At 67.7% G+C, this 18017-nt stretch carries 16 protein-coding genes; 11 read left to right on the top strand and 5 right to left on the bottom strand.

The genetic code is table 11. The features are described 5' to 3' along the window. Positions 1-15 precede the first annotated feature (15 nt). Together P2T65_RS12365 and P2T65_RS12370 are read right to left on the bottom strand one after the other, a co-directional pair. Positions 16-1200, bottom strand: coding sequence for a GTP-binding protein (locus P2T65_RS12365; protein WP_276199875.1), 1185 nt, complete (start codon positions 1198-1200; stop codon positions 16-18). Positions 1201-1368: 168 nt separating this feature from the next. Beyond that, positions 1369-2646: a D-alanyl-D-alanine carboxypeptidase family protein gene (locus P2T65_RS12370; protein ID WP_276199876.1), complete on the bottom strand. Its 1278-nt coding sequence runs from the start codon at positions 2644-2646 to the stop codon at positions 1369-1371. A 230-nt stretch (positions 2647-2876) separates the two neighbouring features. Here P2T65_RS12370 and P2T65_RS12375 point away from each other — a divergent pair, with 230 nt between their 5' ends. Both P2T65_RS12375 and P2T65_RS12380 read left to right on the top strand, forming a co-directional pair. Then, on the top strand, positions 2877-3779 hold the full coding sequence (locus P2T65_RS12375) for a DMT family transporter (RefSeq protein WP_082464836.1): 903 nt from the start codon (positions 2877-2879) through the stop codon (positions 3777-3779). Positions 3780-3855: 76 nt separating this feature from the next. Continuing rightward, positions 3856-5022 (top strand): acetyl-CoA acetyltransferase, encoded by a 1167-nt coding sequence (locus P2T65_RS12380; RefSeq protein WP_276199877.1) that lies wholly within the window; start codon positions 3856-3858, stop codon positions 5020-5022. Positions 5023-5112: 90 nt separating this feature from the next. Here the strand turns inward: P2T65_RS12380 and P2T65_RS12385 are convergent, their stop codons facing one another. Then, positions 5113-5379: a BolA family protein gene (locus tag P2T65_RS12385; RefSeq protein ID WP_276199878.1), complete on the bottom strand. Its 267-nt coding sequence runs from the start codon at positions 5377-5379 to the stop codon at positions 5113-5115. 79 nt (positions 5380-5458) lie between these two features. Here P2T65_RS12385 and P2T65_RS12390 point away from each other — a divergent pair, with 79 nt between their 5' ends. From P2T65_RS12390 to P2T65_RS12405, 4 genes are all read left to right on the top strand, one after another. Beyond that, positions 5459-6079 (top strand): DnaJ domain-containing protein, encoded by a 621-nt coding sequence (locus P2T65_RS12390; RefSeq protein WP_055459757.1) that lies wholly within the window; start codon positions 5459-5461, stop codon positions 6077-6079. A gap of 161 nt (positions 6080-6240) precedes the next feature. Further along, positions 6241-7230: a cobaltochelatase subunit CobS gene (gene cobS / locus P2T65_RS12395; RefSeq protein ID WP_055459756.1), complete on the top strand. Its 990-nt coding sequence runs from the start codon at positions 6241-6243 to the stop codon at positions 7228-7230. Between the two features lie 22 nt (positions 7231-7252). Beyond that, entirely contained in the window at positions 7253-9154 is a 1902-nt protein-coding gene (cobT, locus tag P2T65_RS12400; RefSeq protein ID WP_276199879.1) for a cobaltochelatase subunit CobT, read from the top strand. Beyond that, a complete protein-coding gene (locus P2T65_RS12405; protein WP_276199880.1) occupies positions 9151-10176 on the top strand; it encodes an esterase-like activity of phytase family protein in 1026 nt (341 codons plus the stop codon). Before cobT ends, P2T65_RS12405 begins: the two co-directional genes overlap by 4 nt. Positions 10177-10183: 7 nt before the next feature. On the opposite strand, the gene P2T65_RS12410 is transcribed toward P2T65_RS12405, so the two are convergent. Beyond that, a complete protein-coding gene (locus P2T65_RS12410) occupies positions 10184-10807 on the bottom strand; it encodes a queuosine precursor transporter (RefSeq protein ID WP_063188191.1) in 624 nt (207 codons plus the stop codon). An 83-nt stretch (positions 10808-10890) separates the two neighbouring features. Beyond that, a complete protein-coding gene (rpmB, locus tag P2T65_RS12415; protein WP_055459752.1) occupies positions 10891-11181 on the bottom strand; it encodes a 50S ribosomal protein L28 in 291 nt (96 codons plus the stop codon). Positions 11182-11534: 353 nt separating this feature from the next. Here rpmB and P2T65_RS12420 point away from each other — a divergent pair, with 353 nt between their 5' ends. The 5 genes from P2T65_RS12420 to P2T65_RS12440 all read left to right on the top strand — a co-directional run bounded on the left by P2T65_RS12420 (position 11535) and on the right by P2T65_RS12440 (position 17865). Next, on the top strand, positions 11535-12332 hold the full coding sequence (locus P2T65_RS12420; RefSeq protein WP_186438018.1) for a DUF3108 domain-containing protein: 798 nt from the start codon (positions 11535-11537) through the stop codon (positions 12330-12332). A 563-nt stretch (positions 12333-12895) separates the two neighbouring features. Next, entirely contained in the window at positions 12896-16048 is a 3153-nt protein-coding gene (locus P2T65_RS12425; RefSeq protein WP_055459750.1) for a helicase-related protein, read from the top strand. A 46-nt stretch (positions 16049-16094) separates the two neighbouring features. Then, positions 16095-16391, top strand: a complete 297-nt coding sequence (locus tag P2T65_RS12430; protein ID WP_055459749.1) for an RNA-binding S4 domain-containing protein — start codon at positions 16095-16097, stop codon at positions 16389-16391. Positions 16392-16596: 205 nt separating this feature from the next. Continuing rightward, positions 16597-16935 (top strand): ferredoxin FdxA, encoded by a 339-nt coding sequence (fdxA, locus tag P2T65_RS12435; protein ID WP_055459748.1) that lies wholly within the window; start codon positions 16597-16599, stop codon positions 16933-16935. 339 nt (positions 16936-17274) lie between these two features. Continuing rightward, positions 17275-17865, top strand: a complete 591-nt coding sequence (locus P2T65_RS12440; RefSeq protein WP_055459747.1) for a CarD family transcriptional regulator — start codon at positions 17275-17277, stop codon at positions 17863-17865. Positions 17866-18017: the final 152 nt, after the last annotated feature.

The raw sequence follows: 18017 nt of genomic DNA on the forward strand, positions 1-18017 counted from the left end.
AGCCGCTCCAGAGGCTCAGCGGCTTCCGCCGATGGCGAGCGGATTGTCGGTGAGCGCCTGAGCATCGGGCGTGTCGACGGCAGGCGTGCCGTCGAAGGCGCCCCACAGGCGCCTGACGAAGCTTTCGTCGAGGTCGCGCAGGATGAAGACGATGCGGGTGCGCCGGTCCCCGTCCGGCCAGGCGTCGAGCACGACCGGCGGGTGGAAGATATGTTGCACGCCGTGGATGACGACCGGATGCTCCGGCTCCTCCTTTACAGCGACGAGGCCCTTGACGCGCAGCAGGTTCGGCCCGTGCGCCGAGCGCAGCAGGTCAAGGAAGAGATCGAAGGAGGGGGCCGGGATCGGTCGGTCGCTCGTCAGGCAGAAGGCGCGGATGCGCGCATCATGCCGGTTGACGTCGTGCTGGTGGTGGCCGTGGCCATGATCGTCGTGATGATGATGGTGATGATCATGGTGGCCATGCTGATCGTGCCCATGGCCATGATGATGCGCGTCCTCGAAGACCTCGGCGCCGAGCCAGCGGGCGACGTCGCCGATCTTGCCATCCGGGCTGTAGAGGCCGCGGTCGAGAAGGCGCTCGGCGGTCGCGGTGGCATCGTCCGCGCGCACGACGTCCGCTGCGGGGTTGAGGGCACCAAGACGCGCTGTCAGTCTCTCGAGCCTGCGTAGGTCATCGCCCCGCAGGAGATCGGCCTTGGTCAGGACGAGGCAATCGGCCACGGCGGCCTGCTTCATCGCCTCCTCATGCGCATCGAGCGTCGCCTCGCCATTGACCGCGTCGACGAGTGTCACGACGCCGTCGAGCGCATAGCGCATCGAGAGATAGGGGTGGCGCAGGATCGTGTGCAGGATGGGGGCCGGATCGGCGAGGCCTGTGGTCTCGATGACGACACGGCGGAAGGGCCGGATGCGGCCGTTGTCGCGCCTGCGCAGGAGGTCCTCCAGCGTTGCCACGAGATCACCGCGGATGCTGCAGCACAGGCAGCCGGCCGTCATCAGCACCAGGTCCTCGTCCACCTTCTCGACGAAAAGATGATCGAGCCCGATCTCGCCAAATTCGTTGATGATGACGATGGTGTCCGTCATCCATGGGTCGCGCAGCAGGCGATTGAGCAGGGTCGTCTTCCCCGCCCCGAGGAAACCGGTGACGACATTGAGCGGGATCGGCGCCGGACGGCTGGGCTGGTCAGCGGTCATGGAAAGAAAATCCCGCATGGCTGACGGGCCACCGGCCATGCCGGCGGTCGCGTCATGCATTGCAAGCCGCCGGCCCTGCGCCGGCGACAACGTTCTACTATTACATCTATCGCGCGATGGACAAGCGCAAGACCGGGTCAGTGCTGTGGGCGCGACCAGTCCGGGACGCTAGTTGCCGCTCACCTTCCGGGCCGGCGGTGTCTTCTGGACGGTCTTCTTCGCCGGGGCCTGCGTCTTCATGACGGGGCGCGGCGGCGGCCGGACGGCCCCCTGAAGCACCATCGGGCCGCTGCCGCCGAGCGCAGGGCCCTCCGCTTCCTTGGGCGCGAAGGCGCGAGCGGCTGGTGGCGTCGCGGCAACGGCAGCCGGCGCAGCCTTGGCACCTGGGGCGCGGCCGACATAGACGTCGATGGGCGTCGTCGGCTCACGCGGCCCGAGCGTGCCCGGCTTGTCGCCCATCACCTTCGAGAGCCCGGGTGAGGGCGAGAAGATGTTGAACAGGCCGGCATTAGCCTCCACCGTCTGCATCTCGTCGCCATCCTCGCCCACCGTTCCGCGGTTACGGCCGCAGACGGCCTCGCGCATGTCCGGCGGCGAGGTATAGGAGACCGGCATCGCCTCCAGCGTCGAACCGGCCCACCCGGTGCTGGCGAAACCCTTGTCGAAGAGCGCGGCGGCGCGGATCGTGCGCTCGGTGGCGTTGTGCGCGCCCAGTACCACCGTGATCAGCGTGCGCCCGTTCCGCGTCGCCGTGGCAACCACGTTGAAGCCGGAGGCACAGATGAAGCCGGTCTTCATGCCGTCGGCACCCGGATAGCGGCCGATGAGGCCGTTGGTGTTGCGCATGATGCGCTTGCCGAAGCGGATCGCCCCGATGCCGAAGTAATCCTTGTACTGGGGAAATTCCGTCAGCAAGGCGCGGGCGAGCACGGCCATGTCGCGGGCGCTGGTGCGCTGGCGCTCGTCCGGCAGGCCGTGCGGGTTGACGAAATAGCTGTCGTGCATGCCGAGCCGGCTGGCCGAAGCGTTCATCATGGCGGCGAAGTTCTCGACGGAGCCGCCGACGCCTTCCGCCAGCGCGACGGCCATGTCGTTGGCCGACTTGACCATGATCATCTTCAGGGCGTTGTCGACCGTCACCTCGGTCCCGGGCTTGAAGCCCATCTTGGATGGGATCACCGCCGTGGCCGTCGCGCTCACCGTCAGCGGCGTCTCTAAGGTGATGCGCCCGGCGCGGATCTCGCTGAGCACGACATAGGTCGTCATGAGCTTGGTGATCGAGGCCGGATACCAGGCGAGCGTTGCATCCTCCGCGTGTAGCACGCGGCCGGAGCCGGCATCGACCACGATGGCCGGTGCGGCCAGCGCCATGGAGACCGAGAGAAGGAGTGCCGCAAGACCGGAAAAAAGAGGTGCAGCCGTTCGCGAGAAGAGAGCGGTTGTCATATCGAACCTGTCCGGGTCGCCTGCCGGCGCATGGCCGACACCGTGGTGCGATGCGGCCCGAAGCAGTCCTTCCCGGCGTCCAACCCGGAAGGCAAGCGTTTTCGCTGGTCAGTCGTAACCTGTATCGTCTGATTTGCATAGGGTCGCAGCGGCCTGTAGACAGCAATTGCGGCAGCGTCCGGGCGGACGGTGGCGTCTTCCACATCCGCGTTTCACCGGACAGTTTCGCCGTGGTCACAGCCCTTCTGTGGATTCCCGCCACCATCGCGGCCGCCGCCGCGCAGACCCTGCGCAATGCCATGCAGCGCAGCCTGACCGATGTGCTCGGCACGGTCGGCGCGACCCAGGTGCGCTTCCTCTATGGCTTTCCCTTCGCCCTCATCTTCCTCGGGCTTGTCACCGCCGTGACGGGGGAGGGTTTGCCGGCGCCGGGCGCGGGCTTCCTCGCTTTTGTCACGGCCGGTGCGCTGGCCCAGATCGCGGCGACCGCGCTCATGCTCGCCGCCATGCGCCGCGAGGGCTTCGCCGTCACCATCGCCTATACCAAGAGCGAGCCGGTGCAGGTCGCCCTCTTCGGCCTCATCGTCCTCGGCGACCGGCTGACCATGCTCGGCGCCGGCGCGGTCGTCGTCGCGACGCTCGGCGTCATCCTGATGTCCGTGAAGCCGGTCAGCCGCCTCTCTTCCCTTGCCCGCGGCGGGCCGGCGCTCGCCGGCATCGCCTCCGGCGCGTGTTTCGCGCTCGCCGCCATCGGCTTCCGCGGCGCCATCCTCGCCCTGCCGGAAGGCTCGTTCCTGGTGCGGGCGACGACGACGCTCGTCTTCGGGCTCGGCATCCAGACGCTGGTGCTCCTCGCCTATCTTGCCCTCTTCGACAGGGGCGCGCTCATCGGCAGCTTCCGGGCTTGGCGGCCGTCCCTATTTGCCGGCTTCATGGGTGCGCTCGCCTCGCAGTTCTGGTTCGTCGGCTTCTCGCTCACGAGCGCGGCCAACGTGCGCACCCTCGCCCTCGTCGAGGTGTTCTTCGCCCAGATCGCGGCGCGGCGCCTCTTCGCCCAGTCCGCGTCGCGGCGCGAGATCGCCGGCATGCTCCTCGTCTGCCTTGGCGTCGCCATGCTCTTCGCCGCACAGTGATATGAGCGATAATCGGGTTGCGACCCGTCATAGGCGGGTGCACAGTGCGCCGCACAATGATGGGAGGATACCAGGAATGACCGCGGCAATCGTCGGCTGGGCCCATACGCCGTTCGGCAAGCTCGACAGCGAGAGCGTCGAAAGCCTCATCGTCCGCGTCGCCAACGAGGCGCTCGCCCATGCCGGCATCAGCGCCGACGATGTCGACGAGATCGTGCTCGGCCATTTCAACGGCGGCTTCTCGCAGCAGGACTTCACGGCCTCGCTCGTGCTGCAGGCCGATCCCGCGTTCCGCTTCAAGCCGGCCACGCGCGTCGAGAACGCCTGCGCCACCGGCTCGGCCGCCGTCCAGCAGGGCCTCAAGACCATCGCCGCCCGTGATGCGCGCGTCGTGCTTGTCGTCGGCGTCGAGCAGATGACGACGACGCCCGGTCCCGAGATCGGCAAGAACCTGCTCAAGGCCTCCTATCTCAAAGAGGAAGGCGACATCACCGGCGGCTTCGCCGGCGTCTTCGGCAAGATCGCCGCTGCCTATTTCCAGCGCCACGGCGACCAGTCCGACGCGCTCGCCATGATCGCGGCCAAGAACCACAGGAACGGCGTCGACAACCCCTACGCCCAGATGCGCAAGGATCTCGGCTTCGACTTCTGCCGCGCCGAGAGCGAGAAGAACCCCATCGTCGCAGGGCCGCTGAAGCGCACGGACTGCTCCCTCGTCTCCGATGGCGCGGCGGCCATCGTGCTCGCCGATATCGAGACGGCCTTGAAGATGCGCCGGGCCGTCGCTTTCCGCAGCACGGCCCATGCCCAGGACTTCCTGCCCCTGTCGCGCCGCGATATCCTCAAGTTCGAGGGCTGCGCCAAGGCTTGGGCCGATGCGCTCGACCGCGCCGGCCTGACGCTCGACGACCTGTCCTTCGTCGAGACGCACGATTGCTTCACCATCGCCGAGCTCATCGAATACGAGGCCATGGGCCTTGTGCCCGAGGGCGAGGGCGCGCGCGCCATCAAGGAGGGCTGGACGGAGAAGGGCGGGCGCCTGCCGGTCAATCCCTCCGGCGGCCTCAAGGCCAAGGGCCATCCCATCGGCGCGACGGGTGTCTCCATGCACGTGCTCTCCGCCATGCAGCTGTGCGGCGAGGCCGGGGGCATCCAGGTGCCAGGCGCGACCCTTGCCGGCATCTTCAACATGGGCGGGGCGGCAGTCGCCAACTACGTGTCGGTGCTCGAGCGCATCAAGTAAAGTCGCGGCCGAGCCGCGACCTCAGGCCGTTGGCAATAGGCAGTCGGGGGGATCCGACTGCCTATTGCCTATTGCCTATTGCCTATCCATCTATTCTCCCGGCGCCCGCGCGATCACCGCCAGCGCGTGCATGCCGTTGGCGAACTCCTCGGCGAGAAGGGCGTTGACCATGCGGTGACGCTCGACGCGGCTCTTGCCGGCGAAGGCCGGGGCGGTGATCTCGACGCGAAAATGCGTCTCGCCGCCCGGACGCCAGCCGGAATGGCCGATGTGGTTGCCCGATTCGTCCGTGACCGTGATGTGGGTGGGGGAGAGCCCCGCCGTGAGTTTGGCGCCGATGTCGTCCTTCAAGCCCATGGGTGCCCCCTGCATTGCAACGCCGCTGTGTCTCTGCGGCACTTGTTCTGACAACCGCGTCTCACATAAGCTTTGAGTCATGAATCTCAACTCGCCCCTCTTCGATCGCATCCGTGTCCGCCCCGCGGCGGAGGAGACGGCGCGTCGCGACGACCCGGTGTGCGAGCATCCGGGCTGCGCGGGCCTCGGCCTGCACCGGGCACCGAAAGGGCGGGGGCAGGAGGGCCAGTACTTTCGGTTCTGCCTTGAGCATGTGCGCGCCTATAACCAGTCCTACAATTATTTCGCCGGCATGAGCGAGGATGCCGTCGCCGCCTACCAGAAGGATTCGGTCATCGGCCACCGGCCGACATGGAAGATGGGCGTTAACGGCACCGCACGCATGCGCTCGGCCGCCTATGCCAGGGCCGATGACGAGGCCGAGGTGGTCGATCCGTTCGATTTCTTCGCCGGCGCCCGCGAGGCACAGGGTGCGGCTCGCCGTGCCGAGCCGGTTCGGCGCCTGTCCGCGCCAGCGGCCCAGGCCCTCGATACCCTCGGGCTCGAGGAGGTGGCGGATGCAGCCGCGATCAAGGCGCGCTACAAGCAGCTCGTGAAACGTTTTCACCCCGATGCCAACGGCGGCGACCGGTCCTTCGAGGCGCGGCTGCAGGAGATCATCCGCGCCTACAATACCCTGAAGACGGTCGGCTTGTGCTGAACCACCTGTCGTCGTGATGGTCACGATGACGCATGGTGATTTGTGCGCGCCGGCGCGAGCCTATATCGAGAGTCATATCGATATATTTGGGCTTGCCCGCGGGCGGAGGCGGTGAAACTCTGCCGCGACGCGGCGGGAGGTCCCGCCGATTGTGAGGAGCCATGCAAGCGACCACCGATACGAGCGCGAATTCCCTGCCCGACATGAAGCTATCCGTGCGGCAGGTCTTCGGCATCGACACCGATCTCGAGGTGCCGGCCTATTCGACGCCCGAAGAACACGTGCCCGACCTCGATCCCGACTATCTGTTCGACCGGGAGACGACGCTCGCCATCCTCGCGGGCTTTGCCCGCAACCGCCGTGTCATGGTCACGGGCTATCACGGCACCGGCAAGTCGACGCATATCGAGCAGGTCGCGGCGCGCCTCAACTGGCCCTGCGTGCGCATCAATCTCGACAGCCATGTGAGCCGCGTCGATCTCGTCGGCAAGGACGCGATTGTGCTCAAGGAAGGCAAGCAGGTCACCGAGTTCCAGGACGGCATCCTGCCCTGGGCGCTGCAGCACAACGTCGCCCTCGTCTTCGACGAATACGATGCGGGCCGTCCGGACGTGATGTTCGTCATCCAGCGCGTGCTGGAACTGTCCGGCAAGCTGACGCTGCTCGACCAGAAGCGCGTTATCCGCCCGCATCCGGCCTTCCGCCTGTTCTCCACGGCCAATACCATCGGCCTCGGCGACACCTCGGGCCTCTACCACGGCACGCAGCAGATCAACCAGGGCCAGATGGACCGCTGGTCGATCGTGACGACGCTCAACTACCTGCCGCACGACAAGGAAGTGGCGATCGTCCTCGCCAAGGCCAAGCACTACCAGAGCGGCGAGGGTCGCGACATCGTCAACAAGATGGTGCGGTTGGCGGACTTGACGCGCAACGCCTTCATCAATGGTGACCTGTCGACGGTCATGAGTCCGCGCACGGTCATCACCTGGGCTGAGAATGCGGACATCTTCGACGACATCGGCTTTGCCTTCCGTGTGACGTTCCTCAACAAGTGTGACGAACTGGAGCGGCCGCTGGTGGCGGAGTTCTATCAGCGCTGCTTCGGCAAGGACTTGCCGGAATCGGCTGTCAACGTCGCCCTGAGCTGACGGGAGACGAGAGGGCAGCGCCGTGAGCATCTCCAACCGCAAGCCCGCCACGTCGAAGGAGGCGCCGAGCGAGCCGCTGAAGCGCGCCGTCGCCGGCACGATGCGGGCCATCTCTCGTCGGCCGGAGCTCGACGTCGCTTTTGCCGTGGATCGGCCGGCACTCGTCGGCGAGCGCGCGCGCCTGCCCGAGCCGCCGCGCCGCATGAGCGAGGCGGACGCCGCCATCCTGCGCGGCCATGCCGATGCGATGGCGCTCCGGCTTGCCTGTCACGACGAGGCCGTGCATCGCCGCTTTGCCCCGGACGGGCAGGCTGCGCGGGCGCTGTTCGATGCCGTCGAGCAGGCGCGTGTCGAGGCCATTGGCGCGCGGCGCATGAGCGGTGTCGCCGCCAATCTCTCGGCGATGCTCGAGGACCGTTGCCACCGCGCGAACATGCAGGACGTCGCCGATCGCAGTGATGCGCCCATCGAGGAGGCGGTCGCCATGATCGTGCGCGAGCGGCTGACCGGCCAGCGCCCGCCGCCGTCCGCGCGCAAGCTCGTCGACATCTGGCGCGACGTGGTCGAGGACAAGGCGAGCCGCGAGCTCGACAGGCTGGTTGCGTCGGTGGAGGACCAACGCCTGTTCGCCCGCGGCGTGCGTGACATTCTCGTAAGCCTCGACATGGCCGACGAGACGGATCTCGACGCCGAGGACGAGGCGGACGAGGACAGCGAGGACAAGTCCGACCAGCAGCAGGACGAGAACGAGGGCGAGGGCGAGCGCCAGTCGCAGGATGAAGGCGGCGAGTCGGAGAGCGCCGCCAAGGCCATGCAGGAGCTCGAGGAGGGCATGAGCGAGGCCGCCGAGGCGCCCTCCGGTGAGATGCCCGACGATGCCGATGTTTCGGAGGCAGACGATGCCGGCGAATCTCGCCGCCCGCCGACATCGCTGTCCAACGAGCCGCGCGGCCCGGAATACAAGGCCTTCTCGACGCGCTTCGACGAGACGGTTGCCGCCGAGGAGCTCTGCGATGCCGAGGAGCTGGCGCGGCTGCGCGGCTATCTCGACAAGCAGCTCGCCAATCTCCAGGGCGTCGTGGCGCGTCTCGCCAACCGCCTGCAGCGGCGCCTTCTCGCGCAGCAGAACCGGGCTTGGGAATTCGACCTCGAAGAGGGGATACTGGACCCCGCGCGTCTGCCGCGCGTGGTGACGGATCCGTTCCAGCCGCTCTCCTTCAAGCGCGAGAAGGACACCGACTTCCGCGATACGGTGGTGAGCCTGCTCATCGACAATTCGGGCTCCATGCGCGGGCGGCCGATCACGGTGGCCGCAACCTGCGCCGACGTCCTCGCCCGCACGCTGGAGCGCTGCGGTGTCAAGGTGGAGATCCTCGGTTTCACGACGCGCGCCTGGAAGGGCGGGCAGTCGCGCGAGCTGTGGCTCCAGTCCGGTAAGCCGGCCAATCCCGGTCGCCTCAACGACCTGCGCCACATCGTCTACAAGGCGGCCGACGCGCCCTGGCGCCGTGCCCGGCGCAATCTCGGCCTGATGATGCGGGAGGGCCTCCTCAAGGAGAACATCGACGGGGAGGCGCTGGATTGGGCGCACAAGCGCCTCCTGGTGCGGCCCGAACAGCGCCGCATCCTGATGGTGATCTCGGATGGCGCGCCGGTCGACGATTCGACCCTGTCCGTCAATCCGGGCAACTATCTCGAGCGCCATCTGCGCCACGTCATTGCGGAGATCGAGGAGCGCTCGCCCGTCGAGCTCATCGCCATCGGCATTGGCCACGACGTCACCCGCTATTACCGTCGTGCGGTCACCATCGTCGACGCCGAGGAACTCGGCGGCGTGATGACCGAGAAGCTTGCCGAGCTGTTCGACGAGACGGCGAGCCGCGCCTCGCCCGTCGCCGGCCGACGCCAGCGCCTCCACGCATGAGATGGCTGTGGCCGACGCGCCGCGCCCTCCTCGGGGGCGGGCTGGCGACCGCGGGTCTCGCCGCCTTCGGGCTGCATCGGGTCAATGCCCGACCGCCGGTGCCGGGGGGGCCGGTGCGCCTCACTGTCGAGGCGCGCCGCGTCGATTCCTTCCGTCCGGGCGATCCCGGTCGGCAGCGTTTCGGCGCGCTCGTCTTTCGCGGCGGGCTGCAGCTCAAGGCGGATTATGAGGGATTCGGTGGCTTTTCCGGCCTTGCTTTCGCGGACGACGGCCGGCTCGTCGCGGTCTCCGATGCGGCCGAATGGTTCGTCGCCCGGCCGGCGCGCCAGGGCGATCGCCTTGTCGGCCTCGCCGAGGCAATGATGGCGCCGATGCTCGCGGGCAACGGCGTGCCGCTGGCGGCGACCGCGGCTTACGATACCGAGAGCCTCACGATCGCCGGCGGCACCGCCTATGTCGGCGTCGAGCGCGTGCACCAGATCCTGAGGTTCGACTGGGCCCGGTCGGGCGTCGCGGCACGCGCCGAACGTCTTGCCGTCCCGGACGAGGCGCGTCGCCTGCCCCGCAATCGCGGGCTCGAAGCCATTGGCGTCGCGCCGCGCGGCAGCCCCGTCGCTGGAGCCATCGTCGCCATTGCCGAGCGCTCGGACGAGGAAGAGACGGTCGGCTTCATCATCGGCGGGCGGCGGCCCGGCCGGTTCGCGTTCAGCCGGCGGGACGGCTTCGACGTGACGGATCTCGCTTTCCTGCCCGGCGGCGATCTGATCGTGCTGGAGCGGCGCTACGTGCCGCCCTTCAGCATCGGCATGCGCATCCGGCACATCGAGGGACGGGCGCTCGTGCCGGGCGCCGTCCTCGACGGCATGGCGCTCATTGAGGCGGACAACGGCTACGAGATCGACAATATGGAGGGGCTCGCCGTGCGCCGCGCCGCGGGCGAGACCATCCTCACCGTCATCTCCGATAACAACTTCTCGATGATGCAGCGCACGCTGCTGCTGGAATTCGCCCTGGCACCCTAGGCGCCGTTCAGGAGGCGCGGGCCTCGACCGCAGGGCGGACAAGGCCCATGAGGGCGCCGTAGGGCACCAGCATGGCGAGCGCCATCGCGACCTTGACGATGAAGTCGCAGATTGCCCAGCCGATCCAGACGGGAACGGTCGCTGCAAGCGGCCCGCCGCCATAGGTGACGAGATCGGTCACATCGCCCGCGAAGGCGAGGGTGAAGAACAGGGCCGTGTCGAGAGCTGAGCCGAGGAGGCTGCCGGTCAGCGGTGCTTTCCACCACGCGAGCCGGCGCAGACGGTTGAACACGCCGATGTCGAGCAGTTGCCCGACGAGGAAGGCGGTGCCGGAAGCGAAGGCGATGCGCGGGCTCGCCGCGACGACGGAAGCGGCCAGGGCAAGCACGAAGCCGACGATGACGAGCCGGCGTGCCGTGGCGGCACCATAGCGGCGGTTGGTAAGGTCGGTGACGAGGAAAGCGACCGGATAGGTAAAGGCCCCCCAGGTCAGGTAATCCTCAAGGCCCCAGGGCGTGAAGGGGTGCTGCACCGCGATGTTGGACGCGAGTACCACCAGCGCCATGGCGGTGACCGGCGCCCATAGGCGGCGCGTCCGCGCCGGCAAGAAGGGGCGTCGATCACGGTCCATGGTCGGCTTCTCTCACCAGTCGCGGGTGCCCAAACACAAACGGGCGGCCGTGAGCCGCCCGCAGGAAGACTGGCGCGCCGGCCTTATTCGGCGGCGGCGAGCTTCTTCTCGACCTCGCGCTTGAGCGCGCGGGCGCCCTGCGACAGGTCGCCGTCGGCCGCCTTGACGAGGAAGGCATCAAGGCCGCCGCGGTGCTCGACCGAGCGCAGGGCGGCAGCGGCGATGCGCAGGCGAACGGCGCGGCCGAGCGCATCCGACTGCAGCGTGACGTTGCACAGGTTCGGCAGGAACCGGCGCTTGGTCTTGCGGTTCGAGTGGCTCACGAGGTGGCCGGTCAGAACCGCCTTGCCCGTCAGTTCACAACGGCGTGCCATGATGATTCGTCCTCAACGCTACAGGTGCCGCCGACCAGGCAAAGCCCCATGACCGGCAACCGTCGCCGGCGGCTGGGCACCACATGTCCCGAGAAAGTCGCGGGTGTATAGTGGACTTCGCCCGTGTTCGTCAAGGACGTGAACGCGCGCATCTCGCCAAACGGCGTGGGAAGCGCCACGATTCGGACTGATTCGCAGGCCAGTTAAGGACGAGCGGGCACCCGGGGTTCGACATGCAGGCGCGCTACCGATTGAGGCGAGGGAAGTCTCTTCCCCGCATGCTGGGCCGCTCCGGCTGGAGCACGGCCTGCCTTCGCGCGTCCGCGGGCGCGTCTCTCGCCTTGGTGGCCTTCGTGTCGCAGGCCGCCGCCGGCACGGTCGAGGCGAGATACGACATTTCGTTGATGGGCTTCAAGATCGGCGTCGCCACCGTCAAGGCTGATATCGACGGGGATCGCTATGACCTGTCGATCTGGGCCAAACTCACCGGCCTTGCAGGGGTGATGACCAGCGGCAAGGGGGCTGCCACGGCAACAGGCAGCCTCGACGGCAGCCGCCCCGCCCCGGGCACCTTTGCCATCACCACCGCAGGCTCCGAAAAATCCATCACCGTGCGCATGGCCATGTCTGGCGGTACCGTGCAGGCCCTCGAGGTCAATCCGCAGATCGAGCCGCATCCCGACCGAATCGCTGTCACTGATGCGCATCGGCGCAATGTGCTCGATCCGGTCAGCGCCCTTCTGATGCCCGTCTCGGCCACGCTGTCGCGGACGAATGCCGCGAGCGTGAGCGCGAACGCCTGCCGGCGCACCCTGCCTATTTTCGACGGGGCCGCCCGTTATGACATCAGCTTGACGCCCAGGACCGTGCGCACGGTGAACGGCAACGGCTATCAGGGACCTGTCGCAGTCTGCGACGTGCGCTATTCCGCCATTGCCGGGCATCGTGCCAACCGCAAGGTGACGAAGTTCATGGAGGAGAACAGGGACATGCAGGTGTGGCTCGCGCCGCTCGCCGGCACGCGCCTGTTCATGCCCTACCGCATCGCCGTGCGCACGCCCATCGGCCTCAGCGAGATCGAGGCGACGAGCCTGACGATGGACGGTGTCCCCCTCGGCCGGGACATGTCGCCGGTCCGCGCCCAGAACTGAAAGCGGGGGCCGATCCGGCGCTTTACGCTTCCGCGAAGAAGGAATGCGTGCGTGTCCCGATGCCTGTGCCATTTCAGCACGGCGTGGTAAACGCGCGGCGTTTCCAGGGCGGCGCGCGCTCGTAGCGCCGGCGGCAACTTGTGCCTCTCTCATGGGGCGGCCACGATATCTTGCGCAGACCGAACCGTGAACGGTGCATTGGCAGTGATTCGTCGCACCTCCGTTCCCGTTTCGGCCTGACCGTTAACGTCGCGGCCGCCGGCGGCCATCCGGAGCGTTAATATTTGCCAATTGCAGAAAGCCGGCCCCGTTAACCATTCCAAGTGCTTCGCCGTGCCTTGGCTGGAGGTTCCATATCGGTCGTTTGTGGCGCAGGGCAGGTTCAGCCACCATATGTCGTGGCGAACGAATCCTGATTCTGCACGAGTCAGCGATTCGGGCTCCCTTCGTTCGTGGCCTGTTCGCATCGTTAAAAAGCGCGCGGGCGGGCGTTCCGCTGTGGTACAGGAGGGTGCCGGAGCAAAGCTTCGCGGCGCCGGACCGTTTATCGTAATCGGGATCGCATGCTTCTTCGATCATTGCCGCCTTCCGTGCGCGCCCGCGGGGTCACCGCCGTGCTTGGGCCGACCAATACGGGCAAGACGCATCTCGCCATCGAGCGCATGCTGGCGCACGACAGCGGTATAATCGGCCTGCCGCTGCGCCTGCTGGCGCGGGAGGTCTACGGCCGCCTCGTCGAACGCGCCGGCGCCGATCAGGTCGCGCTCGTCACGGGCGAGGAGAAGATCAAACCACTCAACGCCCGCTACTGGGTGGCGACTGTCGAGGCCATGCCGCGCGACCTCGATGTCGCCTTCTGCGCCATCGACGAGATACAGCTCGCTAGCGACTTCGATCGCGGCCACGTCTTTACCGACCGGCTGCTCAACCAGCGCGGCCGCTCCGAAACCCTGATCATAGGCGCGGCCACAATGCGCCCGCTCGTCGAGAGGCTGCTGCCGGGGGCCAACATCGTCTCGCGGCCGCGTCTCTCGCAACTGAGCTATACCGGAGAAAAGAAGATCACGCGCCTGCCGCGGCGCTCTGCCGTCGTGGCCTTCTCGGCCGAGGAGGTCTATGCCGTCGCCGAGCTGATCCGACGGCAGAAGGGTGGGGCGGCCGTTGTCCTCGGAGCTCTGAGCCCGCGCACGCGTAACGCCCAGGTCGAGCTCTTCCAATCCGGCGAGGTGGATTATCTCGTCGCCACGGATGCCATCGGCATGGGCCTCAACCTCGACGTCGATCATGTCGCCTTTGCCAGCGAGAGGAAGTTCGACGGTTACGGCTTTCGCCAGCTGACCCCTGCCGAATTCGGCCAGATCGCCGGCCGTGCCGGCCGTCACATGCGGGATGGCACCTTCGGCACGACGGGTCGCTGCCCGCCCTTCGATTCCGAGCTCGTCACGGCACTCGAGGACCATGCCTTCGATCCGGTGCGCATGTTGCAGTGGCGCAATCCCGACCTCGATTTCTCCTCGCTGGCTGCCCTGCAGCGCAGCCTCGCTGCGCCGCCGCGCGAGGAGGGGTTGACGCGCGCCCCCACGGCCGAGGACGAGGCGGCGCTCGACATCGCTGCCCGCGATGCCGAGGTGCGCCGCCTCGCCGGCTCGCGGTCGGCGGTCGAGCGGCTGTGGGAGGTGTGCCAGGTGCCGGACTACCGGCGCGTCGCATCGGCCGCTCATGCCGACCTCGTCGTCACGATTTACCGCGATCTCGTCAGCAACGGCGTGCTAGCGGAGGACTGGTTCGCCCGTCAGGTCGGCCTCGTCGACCGCACCGACGGCGACATCGACACACTTTCCGCACGCATCGCGCAGGTGCGCACATGGACCTTCGTCGCCAACCGTCCCGACTGGTTGACCGATCCCGAGCATTGGCAGGCGCGAACCCGTCAGGTAGAGGACAGGCTGTCGGATGCGCTGCACGAGCGTCTGGCCAGTCGGTTCGTCGACCGGCGCACCAGCGTCCTGATGCGGCGTTTGAGAGAGAATGCGATGCTTGAAGCGGAAGTCACCGCCGCTGGGGATGTGCTGGTCGAGGGCCAGCACGTGGGCCAGCTCCACGGATTTCAGTTCGCCGCGGACCCGCAGGCGGACGGCACCGAGGCCAAGGCCCTGCGCGCCGCAGCGCAGAAGGCGCTGGCCGGCGAGATCGAAATGCGCGCCGAGCGCCTGGCCAACGCCGGGGATGATACGTTCGTGCTCGCGAACGATGGCGTCGTGCGCTGGATGGGCGAGGCCGTAGCGCGGCTGGTGCCGGGCGAGAAGTTGCTGGGCCCGCGCCTGCGCATCCTCGCCGACGAGCATCTGAGTGGTCCGGCGCGCGACAAGGTCGAGCAGCGGCTGGACCTCTGGCTCAAGGCGCATGTCGGCAAGCTGCTCGGGCCGCTTATCGCCCTCGAGGAGGCGAACGAACTCAATGGCATTGCCCGTGGCATCGCGTTCCAGATCGCCGAATCTCTTGGCGTGCTAGACAGGGCGCGCGTGGCGCAGGAGGTCAAGGGCCTCGACCAGGAGCAGCGCGGCGCTCTCAGGCGCATGGGCGTGCGGTTCGGCGCCTATCATCTCTACTTGCCCCAGCTCCTGAAGCCGGCGCCGCGGGCGCTTGCCGCGCAGCTCTGGGCGCTCAAGCACGGCGGCCTCGACGTCAAGGGGCTCGACGATATTCCCCATCTCGCCGCCTCCGGACGCACGTCCATTCCCGTCGATGCCGAGGCGCCGAAGGCGCTGTATCGCGCCGCCGGCTTCCGTGTCTGCGGCGAGCGGGCCGTGCGGGTCGACATCCTCGAGCGCCTCGCTGATCTCATCCGCCCGGCCATCGCCTACCGGCCCGGCACGACGCCCGGCGAGCCGCCGGCCGGCGCGGCCGATGGCGACGGCTTTGTCGTCACCGTCGCCATGACCTCCCTCGTCGGCTGCTCGGGCGAGGATTTCTCCTCGATCCTCAAGGCGCTGGGCTATGTCGTCGACCGCCGCCCGGGGCCGGCCATCACGGTGCCGCTCGTGCCGGCGCCCCGTCAGGTGACGCCGCCGCAGCCCGGTCTGCCGGACGCGGCTGCCGAAGCGCAGGGGGATGCGCCGGCCGAGCCAGTTGCCGAGACCGGGGCGACCATCGCCGAACGGGCAGCCTCCGAGGATGCGGCCGGCGAGACGCCGTTGGCAGACGAGCCGGCTGAGCAAGGGGCCAACACCCGAGAGGATACCGCCCAGGAAGTCGTCGCCCAGGAACTGGCCGCGCAGGAACCTGCTCCCGTGGGAGAGAGTGGGGTGGACGAGCCTGCTGCGCAGGAAGGCGCAACGGAAGCGCCGGCGGAGCCGGCTATCGTCGAGGTGTGGCGTCCGCACCGGCATCATCACCACGCGCAGCAGCGGCAGGGCGCGGAAAAGCGCGGCCGCCGCCATGGCCGCGCCGAGGCGCCGCGTGAGGGCGGGCCGGGGCGTCCCGACAGACCGGCGGTGCGTGGACCGATGCGTTCGGCCCAGCCGCGCAACGGCGGGCCGGCCGAAGGGCGATCCGAGAAACGGGCCGACGGCGGGCCGCGTCGCGGCAAACCCGGGGAGGGACGCGGCGAGCGCCGCCACGAACAGCGCAACGAGCGCGCGCCAGATCCCCATTCGCCTTTTGCCAAGCTGCTCGCCCTCAAGCAGCAGCTCGAAGCGCGGGACGACAAGAAGTAGCGGCGCCACGGGGCCTCGCGTCCCGCCGCCAGCGCGGACGGAGTGCATGACCGAGCAGGAAGCCGAGCGGCTGCGTCTCGACAAGTGGCTGTGGCACGCGCGCATGGCCAAGAGTCGCACGCTCGCGGCCAGGCTGGTGACCGCCGGCCACGTGCGCCTCAACGGCCGGCGCATGGAGGATCCCGCCCGCCGCATCGGCAGGGGGGATGTCCTCACGATCGCGCTCGCGCACGGGACTTTCGTCGTCACCGTCATGGCGCTCGGTACGCGCCGCGGGCCTGCGGCAGAAGCGCGCACCCTCTATGTCGAGAATTTGCAGGACGGCTCTGCAGCCAGCGAATGAGTGCGCTCTGGCATCGTCCCGGCTGGCCCCTTAAGTCACACGATGGGCGGATGTGCGAGGTCGCAATCCACGCGCGGCCGTCGCGGCCGCGCGCGACGAGACGTCGCTTGCTTTGCGGACGCGGAGCGGGTAGAGCGCGCTTTCGCAACCGACGGACGGGCGCGGGCCCGCCTTCGAACACGGGGCCAGGCGGCAGGAGAAGCGGATGACCTACGTCGTCACCGACAACTGCATTCGTTGCAAGTATATGGATTGCGTCGAAGTTTGCCCCGTCGACTGTTTCTATGAAGGCGAGAACATGCTCGTCATCCATCCCGACGAGTGCATCGATTGCGGTGTGTGCGAGCCGGAATGCCCTGCCGAGGCGATCAAGCCGGACACGGAGCCTGCGCTTGAGAACTGGTTGAAGCTGAACGCCGATTTCGCCAAGGTGTGGCCGAACATCACCCAGAAGCGCGAGCCCCCGGCCGATGCCAAGGAGTTTGATGGCGTCCCGGGGAAGCTGGAAAAGTATTTTTCGCCCGAGCCGGGAGAAGGGGATTGAGCGCCTTGCCCCGCCCGCTCGCGGGGTGCGGCGCGGTAGGCCTTTGATTTTCACTGCATTTTATGATAGGTTGTTGTTCTACAGTCGGTTAGCGCAATGGGCACGGTCGTTTTCGCCGTACTTTGTTCAGCCAAAGAACGTCAGTAGCGGAACCTGCGATGTCCCTCGCAGGCGCCCAAGGCCTTTGCGCGACACGGGTTCATCGACTGAGATCAGTTTGCGAGGCAGAGGTGTCCCTCCTGCCCCGCTGGTGTTGTGCCACCGCCGCGGATCAGCCTTCCCGGTGGTGGGGCGTATCGTCCGTTTCGAGGCGAGTGCGATCAGGAGGCGACCACTATCATGACGAATGCCAAGAAGACCGCCCAGCGTCAGGGTTTCAAGACGGGGGAATCCATCGTCTATCCCGCTCATGGCGTCGGCCAGATCGTCGCCATCGAGGAGCAGGAGGTCGCCGGTTTCAAGCTGGAACTGTTCGTCATCACATTCGAGAAAGACAAGATGACCCTGCGCGTGCCGACCACGAAGGCGGCAAGCGTGGGCATGCGCAAGCTCGCCGAGACACCGCTGGTCGCCAAGGCGTTGGAGACGCTGACCGGCCGCGCGCGCATCAAGCGCACCATGTGGTCGCGTCGTGCCCAGGAGTACGAGGCCAAGATCAATTCGGGCGATCTCATCGCCATCGCCGAGGTGGTGCGCGACCTGCACCGTTCCGATGCCCAGCCCGAGCAGTCCTACAGTGAGCGCCAGCTCTACGAAGCCGCGCTCGACCGGATGGTGCGGGAGATCTCGGCCGTCAACCGCGTCACCGAGACCGAAGCGCTGAAGCTGATCGAGGACAGCCTCGCCAAGTCGCCCAAGCGGGCGGCGAAGGTGCCGGTCGAGGCCGATGCCGACCTTGATGCCGAGGACGTCCAGGAAGAAGCCGCCTGAGCCCTGCGTTAGACAAGAGCCCGGCAGCAATGCCGGGCTTTTCGCTGTCTGACCATCGCCGTTGCTGGCGGCGCGGTCCCGGGCTTTGCTTGCGCTGCGCCGGTTTCATCATTGGCTCGCGACGGGGGCCGGCCGCCTCGTGCGGCACGCGG

It is taken from the genome of Chelatococcus sp. XZ-Ab1 (assembly GCF_029309855.1).
GTDB classification, from domain to species: domain Bacteria; phylum Pseudomonadota; class Alphaproteobacteria; order Rhizobiales; family Beijerinckiaceae; genus Chelatococcus_A; species Chelatococcus_A sambhunathii.